This is a genomic window from Candidatus Tisiphia endosymbiont of Mystacides longicornis (genome assembly GCF_964031095.1).
In the GTDB taxonomy this organism is placed as follows: domain Bacteria; phylum Pseudomonadota; class Alphaproteobacteria; order Rickettsiales; family Rickettsiaceae; genus Tisiphia.
On sequence record NZ_OZ035004.1, the window covers coordinates 801,244 to 816,109 of the forward strand.

The 14,866-nt window shown below is 33.6% G+C and carries 12 protein-coding genes and 1 other RNA gene; 8 read left to right on the forward strand and 5 right to left on the reverse strand.

All coding sequences use genetic code 11. The features are described 5' to 3' along the window. Positions 1-27: 27 nt before the first annotated feature. Positions 28-1,605, forward strand: a complete 1,578-nt coding sequence (locus tag ACQH6S_RS04070) for a phosphoethanolamine transferase (RefSeq protein ID WP_425364698.1) — start codon at positions 28-30, stop codon at positions 1,603-1,605. After that, positions 1,598-2,869: a lipid-A-disaccharide synthase gene (lpxB, locus tag ACQH6S_RS04075; RefSeq protein ID WP_425360705.1), complete on the forward strand. Its 1,272-nt coding sequence runs from the start codon at positions 1,598-1,600 to the stop codon at positions 2,867-2,869. The genes ACQH6S_RS04070 and lpxB overlap by 8 nt, the downstream gene beginning before the upstream one ends. Before the next feature lie 710 nt (positions 2,870-3,579). Here the strand turns inward: lpxB and ACQH6S_RS04080 are convergent. Further along, the gene (locus ACQH6S_RS04080; protein WP_341749216.1) at positions 3,580-4,371 is read right to left on the reverse strand and encodes an enoyl-ACP reductase; all 792 of its coding nucleotides are present in this window, start codon (positions 4,369-4,371) and stop codon (positions 3,580-3,582) included. Positions 4,372-4,483: 112 nt separating this feature from the next. Here ACQH6S_RS04080 and lnt point away from each other — a divergent pair, with 112 nt between their 5' ends. Beyond that, positions 4,484-5,983, forward strand: a complete 1,500-nt coding sequence (lnt, locus tag ACQH6S_RS04085) for an apolipoprotein N-acyltransferase (protein ID WP_425360704.1) — start codon at positions 4,484-4,486, stop codon at positions 5,981-5,983. 220 nt (positions 5,984-6,203) lie between these two features. Next, the gene (locus tag ACQH6S_RS04090; protein WP_425360703.1) at positions 6,204-7,091 is read left to right on the forward strand and encodes an Rpn family recombination-promoting nuclease/putative transposase; all 888 of its coding nucleotides are present in this window, start codon (positions 6,204-6,206) and stop codon (positions 7,089-7,091) included. Between the two features lie 95 nt (positions 7,092-7,186). Here the strand turns inward: ACQH6S_RS04090 and ACQH6S_RS04095 are convergent, their stop codons facing one another. After that, positions 7,187-7,873, reverse strand: coding sequence for a methyltransferase domain-containing protein (locus ACQH6S_RS04095; protein WP_425360865.1), 687 nt, complete (start codon positions 7,871-7,873; stop codon positions 7,187-7,189). A 123-nt stretch (positions 7,874-7,996) separates the two neighbouring features. Beyond that, entirely contained in the window at positions 7,997-8,692 is a 696-nt protein-coding gene (locus tag ACQH6S_RS04100) for a lytic transglycosylase domain-containing protein (protein ID WP_410520904.1), read from the reverse strand. A 151-nt stretch (positions 8,693-8,843) separates the two neighbouring features. Here ACQH6S_RS04100 and ACQH6S_RS04105 point away from each other — a divergent pair, with 151 nt between their 5' ends. From ACQH6S_RS04105 to ACQH6S_RS04115, 3 genes are all read left to right on the forward strand, one after another. After that, positions 8,844-9,095 carry a type II toxin-antitoxin system Phd/YefM family antitoxin gene (locus tag ACQH6S_RS04105; protein WP_094649346.1) on the forward strand — a complete coding sequence of 84 codons (252 nt, stop codon included), beginning with the start codon at positions 8,844-8,846 and terminating at the stop codon, positions 9,093-9,095. Positions 9,096-9,481: 386 nt separating this feature from the next. After that, complete coding sequence (locus ACQH6S_RS04110) at positions 9,482-10,018, forward strand: invasion associated locus B family protein (protein WP_157905674.1); 537 nt, start codon at positions 9,482-9,484, stop codon at positions 10,016-10,018. A gap of 342 nt (positions 10,019-10,360) precedes the next feature. Beyond that, positions 10,361-11,059: a M15 family metallopeptidase gene (locus ACQH6S_RS04115; protein WP_094649348.1), complete on the forward strand. Its 699-nt coding sequence runs from the start codon at positions 10,361-10,363 to the stop codon at positions 11,057-11,059. Between the two features lie 564 nt (positions 11,060-11,623). On the opposite strand, the gene ACQH6S_RS04120 is transcribed toward ACQH6S_RS04115, so the two are convergent. Then, on the reverse strand, positions 11,624-12,454 hold the full coding sequence (locus ACQH6S_RS04120) for an SDR family oxidoreductase (protein WP_341749208.1): 831 nt from the start codon (positions 12,452-12,454) through the stop codon (positions 11,624-11,626). A 427-nt stretch (positions 12,455-12,881) separates the two neighbouring features. Then, the gene (locus ACQH6S_RS04125; RefSeq protein WP_425360702.1) at positions 12,882-13,886 is read right to left on the reverse strand and encodes a hypothetical protein; all 1,005 of its coding nucleotides are present in this window, start codon (positions 13,884-13,886) and stop codon (positions 12,882-12,884) included. Between the two features lie 556 nt (positions 13,887-14,442). Between ACQH6S_RS04125 and ssrA the strand changes: the two genes are divergently transcribed. Next, positions 14,443-14,784: a transfer-messenger RNA gene (ssrA, locus tag ACQH6S_RS04130) on the forward strand. The last annotated feature ends 82 nt before the right edge of the window (positions 14,785-14,866 follow it).

Below are 14,866 nucleotides of genomic sequence, written 5' to 3' on the forward strand. Positions count from 1 at the left end.
ACAATTTATACAAAGTACGTGTTTATTATGTCAGAACTAATTCAAAAACACCTAGATAGTAAATTAATAAAACTATCTTTAGTTTTTGCCCTTATTTATTTCATATTTTTTAATTCAGTAGTTTCTTGTTACAAATTCAGCTACTACAAGATAACTTTTTTGAAAGCGATATTGGAGTTGAGTAAAGACTTTTTATATATTTACTTTACTTGCTTTATCATTTTTTTTGGTTTAACTATCCATCGGCTTGTTTTTATAATTGGAGCGATATTTTTATTTATAACAGGGGCAATTGCTAGTTATTACCTATATTTCTTTAAAATTTCTCCTACAAAAGAAATGATGGGTAGTTTTTTCTCCACTGACTTGAATGAACTATACGAAATAATCAGCATCAGGCTGATTGTATGGTTAATTTTTAGTTTGTTTAGCTGTATTTATACAATGAAACACTTCTCTATTTTAGATAGTAAACTATTTGTCACAAAATTACTATCAGCAATTTGTCTTTTAATTTCTGTTAATAATATTATTGCTCCGAAATTCAAGTTGCTAAATAGTTATTTTCCTATTCAATATCTACATAATACATATTTATACTTATCCAATAGTAACAACAAAAGCAGCATGCGTGAGAATATAAGAGAAAAATTTTCTTTTATCGATCAATCTGATCAAAATATTGTAGCTGTAGTTGTTATAGGAGAATCGGCACGATTTGATCATTTTGGTATTAATGGTTATTCCAGGGACACTACACCATATTTAAGCACTGTTGAAAATCTTTTTTCATTTAAAGCACAATCCTCATCTAATCATACATGTATCTCAGTTCCATCTCTTATGTCCCGCCATCCTGCTAAGGATATAGACAAAATTACAGGAGATACAAGTTTTTTATCAATTTTTACCATGCTTGACTTTAATACTAATTGGATTGGTACTCAAAGTTTGGTGCAATATTTTAAAAGTAAAGACCCATATACAATTTATGATCAGGCTAAGTTTAGTATGCTCCCTGGTGGTTCGGTTCTATTAACAAGGCTGGATCATGATGAGAAAATGTTACCTTATATTAAAAATATTGTAGATTCTTCTGCTACTAAAGATGTCTTAATTGTTCATACAAGTGGTAGTCATTGGAAATATTCTGCTAGATATCCTAAAGAATTCGAAAAATTTACTCCTAAATGTAATTCTACTACTATGGTAGATCAAAGCACTTGTGATCCTATACAGTTAGTTAATGATTACGATAATACTATTTTATATACTGATTTTTTTTTATATAGCGTGATAGATTTATTAAAAAATAGCAACGCTATTTTAATGTATGTTTCTGATCACGCTGAATCTTTAGGCGAGCATGGTTATTATGGTCACGGTGGTCCGATGATTCCAGAACAAACTACTGTGCCTTTCTTAGTTTGGGTATCAGATGAATTTAAAAAAAAACATCCTGACTTAGTGAATTCTATAGCCAGTCATTTAGATACTGAGATTAGTCATGACTATGTATTTCATTCGATTCTTGATTGTGTTGGTATCCGTTCGGCAGTGATTGAAAAGAACTTAAGTCTATGTAGTAAGAAGTCAAATGGTTAAGATTTATCTAATTGCTGGCGAAATATCAGGAGATTTTATAGGGAGTCGTTTGATGCAAAGCCTAAAAAATCTCTATAAATTGGAGGAAATGCAATTAGAGTTCGTTGGTATTGGCGGCGATAAGATGCAACAAGCGGGATTGCACCATAGCCTTTTCCCGATTAGTCAAATAAATCTTATGGGCTTCGTCGAAATTATACCACATATTTTTAGGCTCACTAAGTTAATTCAACAAACTATTGACGATATTATTCAACATAATCCAGATTTATTAATTACCATAGACTCACCAGGCTTTACTTATAGGGTGGCAAAGAAGGTTCGAGAAATTAGACCTAACTTAAAGATCATGCATATTGTTGCCCCATCAGTCTGGGCATACAAACCTTCTCGAGCTATGAAATACGCTAAAATTTACGATTGTTTGTTAGCTTTGCTGCCATTTGAGCCGCCATATTTCCAAAAAGTTGGGCTAGATTGTCGGTATATTGGTCATCCAATATTAGAACAGTATTTTTATGATGATAAAGATAAACAACAGTTAAAGCAGAAATTACAAATACCTATTCATTCAAAATTATTATGTGTTACTTGCGGTAGTCGTAAAGGTGAGATAATAAGGCATGCCCCTATCTTTATAGAAGCAATTAATTTATTAGCAAAGCAGTTCCCTAATATTCAAGTGATATTTGTCCTGGCCGATCCTAGTCATCAGTCTTTAATTAAAGCGTTTTTATCAGATGCAGCATTCAATTACCAGTTCTCAAGTGATCGGCTTAAGATTTTTGCTGCCTCTGACCTTGCTTTAGCAAAATCTGGTACTAATACTTTAGAAATTGCTGCTTGTAATACGCCAATGGTTGTTGCATATAAATTAAATATCGTAAGTTTTTTTCTAATAAAATTATTAATAAAAATACCTTACATTTCTTTGATTAATATTGTTGCTAATAAGGAAATTTTACCAGAATTAATTCAATTTAACTGTACTAAATCAAATATAGCAGCAAGGCTTACATCATTATTAGTTGATGAAAAAAAAACAGATGAACAACTAAGAGAAAGCCAAAAAATCTTAAGGGAGTTAGGCTTTCAAGGTTCTATAGTCAATTCAGGGGAATTGGGTAGCAGGAACGATGGAGCGATGCCTATAAGTAATAGACGAGCATTGAGCGACGACGTCACCAACTTTTCATCAATTGACTCTAATAGTTCTTCAAATGTGGCAGCCCATATTATCAAGTTAGAGTGTTTAACTCGATAATAGACCTCTTGCATAACCTAATCTAATTGGTAATTTTGTTGTCAAAACTCGTCTCCGTTCCTCACGTACATCTCAGTACGCTGCGGTACTCGACTTCGTTTTTCTTAAAAATTCCTCAATTATCTTTGGGTTATGCAAGAGGTCTAATCAAGTTTTTTGCAGAGCTTATAAATAGTAGGTTGTTCGAAGGAAATTTGAATATATCCGAGTCACAACATCTATTTTTAAACGCAAAATTTGTTATTCCCGCGTAGGCGGGAATCTAGACCCCTGCTTTCGCAGGGGTGACACTAAGTTAAGCAGGGATGACAATTTATAACGTGGAAATTACAACTCTTTTGTTTATAGTCAATTTACCTGAATTAGTGCCGAATAAGCACCCATCATGCTGTCATTGCGAGACCATTTAATGGTCGAAGTAATCCATTTTGGTTACTTTTGTGGATTGCTTCGTCGGTCTGGCGACCACAACTGTTGAAAGTTAGAAGAGGAAGAGGTTTTAGACCGAATAGTTTAAAAGTCGTATGTGGTCAACGTCATTGCGAGAAATACCGCAGGTCGACGAAGCAATCCATAAAAGTAACCAAAGATGGATTGCCACGACCACTACGTGGTCTCGCAATGACAGAAAACCTATCTAAAACCCTCTTTACCTTCTAACTTTCAACAGTTGTGGTCTGGCGACCTCCTCGCAATGACGAAGCAATGAGTTACTCGGCTAATACAGTTCCTATTATAGTGTTAAACCCACAATCTACATAATGTATCTCACCGGTAACTCCCGATGATAAGCTACTTAGCAGGTATAAAGCAGACCCTGCAACATCACTAGGCGAAATATTTCTGCGTAACGGTGAAGTAGCCTCATGGGAAGCGAGCATAGTTTTAAAATCACTAATACCGCTAGATGCTAGAGTTTTAATAGGTCCAGCTGATATGGCATTCACTCGGATGTTATTTGACCCCATATCAGTTGCAAGATATCTTACACTGCATTCTAATGCAGCTTTAGCAAGTCCCATCACATTATAATTACGAACCACCTTTTGGGAGCCATAATAAGTTAGAGTCAGGATACTCCCTCCATCTTTCATCAAAGGTTCTGCACGCTTTGCCATAGCAGTTAGAGAATAACATGATATATTCATACTATTAAGAAAATTAGGTAATGTGGTATCTATATATCTACCTTTTAATTCATTTCGATCAGAAAAAGCTATAGAATGAACTAAAAAATCAAGCTTTCCCCATTTTTGTTCAATAAGTTTAAATAAATTATCAAGTGACTGTTCATCGGTTACGTCACATGGAGCAACAAAATTACAACCAATTTCCTCAGCAAGGGGCTTAACGCGTTTTTCAAGCATTTCTCCTTGATAGGTAAGGGCTAAGTCTGCACCATGTTCTTTGGTCATTTGAGCAATAGCCCAAGATATTGACAAATTATTAGCGACGCCTGTAATTAGTCCTTTTTTACCATCAAGTAAACCCACAATTTGCATATATTCTCCATACTTTATAATTAGACCTTGCTCAAACAATAGCATTATGTATATTTTTGTAAATAACTTTTAAAATATAACCAAAGTATAACACTAATAATAGATAGCACTAATGTTTTTATCCAAAATATTTCTACTTATTTCAGGTATGGTTAGCGGTTTAGTTTTTGCTCCAACTTTCTTCGTACCTGGGTTATTTTTCTTGGCACTACTATGTTATCAAGTACAAATTGCTAATAGTTGGCAAGAAGCCTCTATATTAGGCTTTATATTTGGTTTTGGGCATTTTTTAGTCAATATGTACTGGATTAGTATAGGGGTCACTGTTTATATTGATGAATTTTGGTGGGCGATACCATTGGCGTTATTTGGTTTACCAGTTATTCTTGCTTGTTTCATCGCTATAACCTGCGGTTTAGGGTTTTTAGCGAAGAATAATAATTTATATCAGTTTATATTTTGCCTTTATTGGGTATTTTTTGAATGGGTAAGATCATGGATATTTACCGGATTGCCGTGGAATTTACTTGGATACGCTTTTTCATTTTCCGATACTCTCATCCAGTCTTCTAGTATTATAGGAATATATGGTTTAAGTTTTATTGTAATATATATATCAACTAGTTTTTATCACCTATTTACTAAACAATATAATCTATTAAAAATATTATTAGTGAATTCATTAATAATATTTTCTCTAATAACTTCCTACGGTTTATTAAGGCTACATAACAATCCTAGCGATTTCTCAAATATAAAAGTTCGATTAGTTCAGCCAACTATTCCACAAATTGCTAAATGGGACGTTGAAGAATTTTGGAAAAATTTAAATCTTCATATTGCATTGTCTGAAAAACCAGGTGACGTAGACCTAATTATATGGTCGGAAGCTGCTATGGTAGTACCATATGACTATAAACCAATCAAAAAGAAAATATTAAAGATGCTAGAAAATAAAAAGACCATTTTAATTACTGGTGGTATAACAAATAATGGTAAACAGGGAGATGATTTTGAAATTTATACAAGTTTATACGCTTTAACAAAAGAAGGGGACAAATTATTTGAATATCATAAATCTCATTTAGTGCCATTTGGTGAGTATATGCCTCTTAAATGGATATTACCATTGAAGAAATTAACCCCTGGGTTATTAGATTATACTGAAGGAAGCAAACAATTGGTTAGTATTGACCAACCTGCTATAACCATAAAACCTCTTATTTGTTATGAAGCAATCTTTCCAAATCTCGTTCAAACGAGTAATAAACTTTCAGATGTGATTATTAACGTCACTAATGATACATGGTATGGAAACTCTTCTGGTCCATACCAACATTTACAAATTAGTCGTATGCGTAGTATAGAAAACGGTCTTCCTATGCTTAGAACAGCTAATAATGGTATATCGGCTGTAATAGACCCGGTAGGTAGAATTATTCAACAACGAACTCTCAATGAAGTAGGTTATATAGATAGTTTATTACCAAATAAGCTGAAATATGAAACTTTATACTCCCAATATGGCGATATATGTGCTTTATTAGCAATAATATTTATCCTAGTTAGCTATAGTCAATTGATGAGAAGTTGGGGACGTCGTCACTCGTAGCTCGCCTATTACTTATAGGCGTCGCTCCATCGTTCCTAGCCTCAAATTCCCCTGAATTGACTATAAATGCTCAGTACCCGACAAAAAGATTAAGGAGAGGAAAAAAGAGTGGATAACGCCTAACCAATTGTCTATTTTTCACATTATATTACTTAGTGCTTTATAGTTTTTGTGCTATACTGTTTCTTAGGTACTAATAACTACTAATAGCAGCATATATATGGATAAAATAACTCCTCGCGTGGATTTAGCTTTCAAAAAGATCTTTGGTGTAGAAGAGAATAAGGATTTGCTGATATCCTTGATTAATTCTATCGTTGGACAAGAGGATCAAGTGGCAGAGGTAACTTTGCTTAATCCATATAACCCTAAAAATTTTAAGAATGATAAACTGTCAATATTAGACGTTAAAGCCAAATCTGTTGATGGCAAAAGGTTCAATATTGAGATTCAAATTAGCGACGAAGCTGATTATGATAAGCGAGCTTTATATTACTGGGCTAAATTATATACTGAGCAATTAAAGGTAGCTCAGGACTATTCGACCTTAAGCAAAGCCATTGGTATTCATATACTTAATTTTACTTCTATTCCTAAAGTAGATAAATATCACAATGTTTTCCATATAGTCGAAAAAGATAGTGGCTTGTTATATTTCAAGGACCTCGAATTACATACTATTGAGCTTAATAAGTTTACTGATAATTCTCATGAGGAATTAGCGGATATACTGAAAAAAGTAAAAGACTCTCTAGATATGTGGTTAGCTTTTTTAACAAGACATGACCTACTTAACAAAGATAATTTGCCTAAAGAACTGGACAACATTGCCTTAAAAAAAGCTCTAACAGTGCTAAATGTTATGAACTTTACTGATGAAGAAAGAGAGGCTTATGAAGGCCATCTCAAATGGCTGCGTATCGAAGCTAATACTATCAAGAAATTTGAGGATAAAGGTAGAGCGGAAGGTAAAGAGGAAGGTAGAGAAGAAGGTAGAGCGGAAGAAAGAATATCTATGGCAAAAGAAATGCTATTAAACAATGAGTCGATGGAAAAAATTATTAAATACACTAAGTTAAGTAAATCTCAAATAGAAAATCTAAAATGACTTACGATCTTCAAACTGTTACTGCTCTAAAAATCGACAATTGGTTAGACGTTATCCTCTCCTTAATCTTCTTGTCGTGTACTGAGCTATAAATGTCAATTTAGGAGGTAACAAGTTTTTATGCTATTCTTAGTCGGAGAGGCAATGAAACTAATTATATTAATTTGTTCGGTGAAAGTCGACTTAGTATTACTTAGAATAGAAAGCATTTGCTTTGATATTAGGTTATGAGGGTTTTGCCGTAATGCCCCAGATTCTCCAATATTCTTTAGCTTTCTAATGAAATCTAAAGGACTATTATAGCTTAACTGAATATTTTCATAATCAACGATAATGTCTGTAAATCCTGCCTGTTGTAACAAAGGTGTGACGTGATCAAAATGTATAAAAGGGGAAACATGTTGGAAGTGAGGGCGATTTGTTGCTATTTCAGCTTCGATAAATTTCATTCGTAGTTCCTTTAGGCTGTTACCACCGATAAAATTAGCAATAAATAGACCATCTGGTTTTAAAATACGTTTTATTTGTGACAGAAAATTTTGTACATCATTGATCCAATGTAAACCTAGGGAAAAAGTTACTAGATCAAAACTAGCTGTTTCAAGAGGTAAATTTTCTTCATCAAGCAGCAATTTTGGATTATGCTCAAAGGATTGTAACATAGTATTAGATGCATTAGTCACTACAATTATAGCATAGTTATAGTTCTGCACTAATAGTTTTGTTAATTGACCAGTACGCCCCCCTAAATCTAGAATATGGGGAAATTTTTTATCAATAATACTCAAACGTTCAATAATATCTTCTGCTGCATGTTGAAAAAACCAACATTTAGCGATATTATGAATAACTTTTTCACGGTTAAATTTTAACTTATCACGATCAAATATAATTGTTACCTAAATCTAGCCAGCTCGTGGTAGTGCTACCATAATACCACTCTTATATTTTCTAATATTACTTACAAATGAAGATCTTCGTTTATTTGTTGAGGTCGTTGTAGCTATATTATTAGGGTAATTCCCACTATACATATTAACAGAATTTTTATACAAGTCCATATTGTTAGCAATCTTGATAACATCTTGTTTATATTTATAGCCAAGATCATGAGTAGCTGAATGGTAATAGGCGATGGCTTTGTGCCAACTACCTAACTGATCATATTTAGCTTTGAGAAATTTAGCACCATAAGCAACGTTTTGCTCAGGATCAAAAGCTTGATTTAAGGAGTTAAAAGCATCTGGATGGTGTCTTAGGTTAATTTGCATACATCCTACATCCATCTTTTCTTTGCCTTGAATAATTTGATTTTTTACAAAAGCTATCGCGTCTTTTTTAGTATTAAAATGATACCCTTTCCCCTCAACATTGACAGTCCAAGGCCAAACCACCATGATTTTATGTACAGTATGTTTTTTACCAGATTCTTTTAAAGCTATTGAGTGTAGGATATCAGGAGGAATTTGGTATATTTTTTCGAAGTAAGGAAACATCTTTGAACATTTATGTGATTCAGCAATTTCCGCATCCATATTAGCATATGAATATAAAGGAAAAAGGCAAAACAAATATAGGGCTAATATCAACCTAATGGACATAGTGTTATAAATACGTAATTTTACTTTGTCTTTGTAGCATATTAAAAATCTTTCTACAATACAAGTTATGCTTTAATACATAATATTGTCAGTTTGACTTAATATACGTAATATAGTGTACTTTTTTAGTATAAATTAATGAGAATATATTATGGCTATTTACACTAGTACTCAAGCACGAGCAAAACTATTTACCCTGATCAAAGAGACAAACGAAACACATGAACCAATCTACATAAAAGGAAAACATAACAATGCAGTCATCATATCAGAAGAAGACTACGAAGGATTACAAGAAACTCTGGCTATTTATTCTGTACCTAAATTAGTGGAATCAATACTTGAATCTAGTAACGAACCACTAGAAGAATGTATTAGCCATGAAGAATTTTGGAAGTCATGAGTTATATAGTCAATTTAGAAGAAGTTGATGCTAGGAGCGATGGAGTGACGCATAAACGTCAGTTTAAGAAAATGCGTAAGCAGGGGTCTAGATTCCCGCCTACGCGGGAATTACAACCTATGGATTGCTTCGTCGACCTTACGGTCTCCTTGCAATGACAGTTTCTCAATTGTTGTTTTTTTAAACTGACGCTTATGTGGAACAACGCCTATAAGTGATAGGTGAACATTGAGCGACGACGTCGCCAACTTCTCATCAATTGACTATAGAATTTGAAAGCATGAAATATACCCCCTTATCGACATTTTTTATCACGGATGATTGACAAACATATTAAATTCAGATATATTTTGCTCTTAAATACCAATAATAAATTAGTAAAATTTATGACAAAATGTGTTAAAAAATCATTATTTGTTACAGCCGGTCTTGCTGTAATAGGTTTAGGGTTATTTTTTGGTAATCCTATCAGAGTTGAAGCTGCGGTTAAAGAAGGGCAAGCCTTTTCAGATTGGGTAGTTAAATGCACCACAAGTGCTGATAAAAAACGGATTTGTTTTTTAAATCAGGCTCTTAATTCTACTAAAGATGATAAACAACAGGTGTTGGCTATATATCAAATAGGCTATTTTGGTAGCGGTAAGGAAAGAAATTTAAAAATGATACAAATAATTCCTCCTGACGTTTCTGTTGCTCCAGGTACGTCTATTATCAGTTCCAAAAAATTAGTTGCTCCAGGTAAGTACGTTAATTGCACAAAAGATTCTTGCCAGGCTGTTGCTGATATATCAGACACTGATCTTAAAACCATTTTATCAAGCGATGGTAATCCTATTGTAGGTTTTATGAATTCAGCCGGTCAACAGGTAAATTTGCCATTTTCCACGAAAGGTCTTGAAGAAGGTTTAAAAGCTTTAAAATAGTAATTATCTTGAAGCAATCCAAAAAAGTTATTAAAAGATTACTTCGGAGGCTCTTACGTCCCTCGCAATGACGTTATCTGTCATTGCGAGACCACATAGTGGTCGTGGCAATCCATTTTGGGTCACTTTTTAGATTGCTTCGGAGACTTACACCCCCTCGCAATGATGTTTTTATAAAAAAGATAACTGCTATGGACAACGTCACCAACTTCTCATCAATTGACTATAGCTCAAAATATAATTAATTAGTTATTGCAGGTAGACTCCTAGGACAAAAACAGCAAAAAAAAATCGTCCATTAAAGAGAAATATTTACAAAGCCGTTAATTGAGAAATATACCGATGTTAAACAAAACAACTAATTTGCCTGAAGGCTTTGAGTATCTGGATCAAATAGACCCGACTATAATACAACATATGATGTATTATAGTAATAATAATTTTATAGGAGAACAGATCAGGGGCTATAAAGCTCCTAGAGCTGTGCTAACTAAGGAAGCAGCAATTGCCCTAAAGAATGTTCAGCAAGATATAAAAAATGATAATTACTCTTTGGTAATTTATGATGCTTATAGACCCAAAAAAGCTGTGCAACATTTCGTTAGTTGGGGAGAGGATCATGTTGATCAAAAAATGAAAGAGTATTATTATCCGTATATCAATAAAACTGAAATTTTTCTGTTAGGTTATGTTGCTAAGCAATCACCTCATAGTCGTGGAAGTACGGTAGATTTAACTATTATTGAGCTTGGGAAACAATTACATACCAAGCCTAAAATGAGAAAAAGAATCACAAATGATGGTCGCTCTATACCTTATTTTGATGATAATACGGTTGACATGTATAGTTCTGTAGACCTTATGGATTCAGTATCTTGTCATGATAGTGACCTAATTGATCCACGTTACTTACAAAATCGTAATTATTTACGGGCAAAAATGAAAAAGCATAATTTTGAGGAATATTCTCCTGAATGGTGGCATTATACTTTACAAGACGAGCCTTATAAAGATCAGTATTTTGATTTTGACGTTGAATAATCAGCCCATCAATCAGCGTCATTACGCATAAACCCCATGACAATTTAAAAATTCCAGAAAAGTATAAAACGCTATTAGCGAGACCACTAAGTGGTCGTGGCAATCCACATTCATTAGATTGCTTCGTCGCTACTAAAGTAGCTCCTCGCAATGACGCTTAGCAATCAGCTTTTTTACTCATCATAAGGAAATAAATAAAAAATTGTAGGGTATGCACCTTAGGTGGCGTGGCAATCCATAAATTGTTATTTCTGTGCTTTCTTGTTATCCTTGCTCAACTTAGTGTCATCCCTTGCGAAAGAGATGTCACCCCTGCGTAAGCAGGGGTCTAGATTCCCGCCTACGCGGGAATGATAACCTATGGATTGCTTCGTGACCTTACGGTCTCCTAGTAATGACGATTTTTCAATTATTACCTTCTTAAACTGCCACTTATGAGTGACAACGTCCTCAACTTCTCATCAATTGACTATAGCTCAAAATATAATTAATTAGTTATCCTAGGTAGCCTCCTAGAATCGCAAAAGAACCAGGAAATATTATCACTAAAAATATTTACTATCCCTAATAAGCAGTAGATTCACCCCCATCAAGTAGAATATTTGAGCCATTTAGGTGTACAGACTTATCTGAAATTAAAAAAGATATTAAATTGGCTACATCGTCGGTATGCCCATATGATCTAAGAGGTATAGCCGCTGTGTCCAAAGATAGCTGTGCTTGAAAAGTGGTATTATTCAACTTAGCTTTTTCCTCAATTCTCTTTTTGTGATACTCAGTTAAAATTATACCTGGAGAGACTGCATTAACACGAATTTTACGAACAGCAAAGAATTGTACAAGGTTTTTTACTTCACCTATCCAAGCAAGCCGTAATACATTAGTATTCTGATAATTAGGCAAATAATTTTTAGAACTACTACCTGATATTATAACAATACTACCATTATTTTCGATCTTCTCTCCAAATATACGCACTACTTCAAGTGGAGCAATAAAAGTTTTTTGAAATTCTTCAGACCATTCTTGTGTACTTGGAAAACCATTTTTACGTAATGATGGTCTTGGACCAATCAGCACAACTGCTTTGAGTGATACTCCGTCTGTTTTATTTGCTGCAGCTTTAATAGTTTTAAAATCAGAAAAATCTATTTTTAGTGTTTCAACTTTTGTACTTGGATATTTTGTTTGTAACTTATTTTTGAGAGATTTTAATTTTTTCTCATTTCTGCCAGTGATTAATAAATTATATCCTTCTGATGCCAGAGATAAGCAAATTGCCTCTCCAAATGCACCAGTTGATCCAGTAACTAGCACTGCACTACTTGAACTATCAGCAATAGTATAAGTTGAAAAACAAAATATTAATGTAAAAATAGTAATAAAAATTCTCATATAGCTATTAATTATTCCTTATTAAAGGAAAAAATATACTACAAAGTAATTATGAATCAATAATTTTTCCTGGTTTTGTCGCATCTATAAAAAATGACTAAATTTCTCCTTGAAAACCGCATGGCTTCGTTATCATTTTCTATGATTTTTCATTAGCAACCTATAGGGAATTTATTTTAGCAATGGTATATTATTACGAAGTCAACTATTTACAAAGTAAATTACCTATTATAAAGGCAAATATAGTCAATTCAGGAGAATTGGGTAGCAGGAGAGACGCCTATAAGTAATAGGCAAGCGATGAGTGACGACGTCACCAACTTTTCATCAATTGACTATATAACAAATACAAAAACCTGAAGAATAAAAATTACCATAATATTTCTTCAGGTTTTTGTAATATATGGAAATTTTACTTAAAAAATTCTTACATGTTTAATGTTGCTGAATAATCTTCATCACCAAGAAACGGTACCTCAGTATGATCATTGGCAACCTTTAATTCTAAATTATATTTTTCTGCTTGTAATTCTTCTATGGCTTGTAATTCGTGTTTCTTTAATAGTTCATTTATATCCTGTAATAATTTATTGCTTATCTGATTGTGCTCCAATTTTAGTTCTTGCAAAGTGTTATTGATCTGTAAGGCTTCTGCTAGTTTCTTGGCTCCCTTATCACCTATCTGGTTGCAAAGCAAGTCTATTTTTACCACAGTTTTGTTATTTCTTAAGAAGTCTGCTAGTGCTTTCGCTCCCTTATTGCCTATCTGATTGCAGCCCAATTTTAGTTCTTTCACAGTGCTATTGTTATTTAAGGATTCCACTAGTGTCTTTATTTCCTCATCACCTATATAGCTGTGTATCAAATGTATTTCCGGCACAGTGTTAATTTGCTCTAAGGCTTTATTTAGCCATTTCTTTCCCATTTCACTTCTAGATATCTGGTTTCTAGCCAAATCTATTATCACTGCAGTCTTATCGTTCTTTAAGGCTTGAGATACTTTTAACTTTTCTTCATGGTATGAGTATTCATGCCAAAATACTTCCGTTACATCATGACTGTTCTGTAAGACTTTTATTAGTTCATTCGCCCCCTCATAGCCTATCTGGTTGTGAGACAAATATACTTCTGTCACAGCACTATTGTTCTTTAAGGCTTTTGCTAGTGCCTCAACTCCATCATTACCTATATTGTTGTGAGACAAATCTATTTCTCTTACAGCACTCTTCGGTAAGACTTTTGCTAATGCATATACTCCTTTATTACCTATGCCGGTTGACATCAAATCTATTTTTTTCACAGTGGTATTGTTCTGTAAGGCTTCTGCTAGTTCCTCGGCTCCCTTATCACCTATAACTCTGTAAAACAAATTTATTTCACTAATTTGCTCTCCGTTTTTCAAATCTTGGATAATTTTTTCAAGTGTAGCCATAATTATTTACCTCATAAATTAAAAAATGTTTAATTATTCTAAATAGTTTTTAGTAATTTAATCCAGTTTTTATCCTGGATATAATTGCTAACCTTATAGTGATATTTTATGATTTCAAAGATAAATAAAAATTAATCTTTACAGATAAACTGTATACCAAAGAGTTGAAAAATACAATATATTAAAAATCTATGCTACAGCAAAAATCCTGCCAAATTATAAGGGTAGTGAATGAAATGTAACCTTGACATCTATAGTCAATTGATGAGAAGTTGGAGGCGTTGTTGCTCAATGCCCGCCTATTACTTTATAGGAGTTGCTCCATCGCATAAGCGTCAGCAAGAAAATGAAAGTAGAAAAATAGTCATTGTGAGCCACCTTAGGTAGCGTGGCAATCCATTTTTAATCACTTTTTTGAATTGCTTCGTTGACCTAAGGTCTCTTCACAATAATGGTTTTTCAATTATTATTTTCTTAAACTAACGCCTATATACTCCATCGCTCCTAGCCCCAAATTTTCGTGAATTGACTATATCAGATAGCCCTGGTTGAAATTAGCCTTTACACTCCGTTATAATTGATGTATCATAGAATTGCTGCTTTTGCAGATATGGTAATAAACGTGATTTAGAATAGAGGTTGCGGACCCGGGGGCGGTACCCGGCGCTTCCACCAGAAAGTTGTGGTATATTTGTGAACAATGCTTTATGGGGGCGAAATAGGATCGACGTGCTTAATAAAAAAATTATTTTTACTCGGTATAATTCCGCCGGACCTTGTGTCATTGGGTTAAAAAAAAGAAACGCAAATGATAATGAACGTTTCGTAGGAAATCAAGCACTAGCTGCTTAATCCTACGCGGTTGGGGGCTTAACCGGGCAACAGAAAAAGCCCCGCTTAGTAATTTAATTAGATTAGATTGAGTATTGGCAAACCATCCTGAACTTAGTTTTAGGATGTTCAAAAATATTGAAAATCTA

Excerpts from the sequence above, each read along its gene's own strand:
- ACQH6S_RS04070 (WP_425364698.1), top strand. The coding sequence starts at position 28 with ATGTCAGAACTAATTCAAAAACACCTAGATAGTAAATTAATAAAACTA.
- lpxB (WP_425360705.1), top strand. The coding sequence starts at position 1,598 with ATGGTTAAGATTTATCTAATTGCTGGCGAAATATCAGGAGATTTTATA.
- ACQH6S_RS04080 (WP_341749216.1), bottom strand. The coding sequence starts at position 4,371 with ATGCAAATTGTGGGTTTACTTGATGGTAAAAAAGGACTAATTACAGGC.
- lnt (WP_425360704.1), top strand. The coding sequence starts at position 4,484 with ATGTTTTTATCCAAAATATTTCTACTTATTTCAGGTATGGTTAGCGGT.
- ACQH6S_RS04090 (WP_425360703.1), top strand. The coding sequence starts at position 6,204 with ATGGATAAAATAACTCCTCGCGTGGATTTAGCTTTCAAAAAGATCTTT.
- ACQH6S_RS04100 (WP_410520904.1), bottom strand. The coding sequence starts at position 8,692 with ATGTCCATTAGGTTGATATTAGCCCTATATTTGTTTTGCCTTTTTCCT.
- ACQH6S_RS04105 (WP_094649346.1), top strand. The coding sequence starts at position 8,844 with ATGGCTATTTACACTAGTACTCAAGCACGAGCAAAACTATTTACCCTG.
- ACQH6S_RS04110 (WP_157905674.1), top strand. The coding sequence starts at position 9,482 with ATGACAAAATGTGTTAAAAAATCATTATTTGTTACAGCCGGTCTTGCT.
- ACQH6S_RS04115 (WP_094649348.1), top strand. The coding sequence starts at position 10,361 with ATGTTAAACAAAACAACTAATTTGCCTGAAGGCTTTGAGTATCTGGAT.
- ACQH6S_RS04120 (WP_341749208.1), bottom strand. The coding sequence starts at position 12,454 with ATGAGAATTTTTATTACTATTTTTACATTAATATTTTGTTTTTCAACT.
- ACQH6S_RS04125 (WP_425360702.1), bottom strand. The coding sequence starts at position 13,886 with ATGGCTACACTTGAAAAAATTATCCAAGATTTGAAAAACGGAGAGCAA.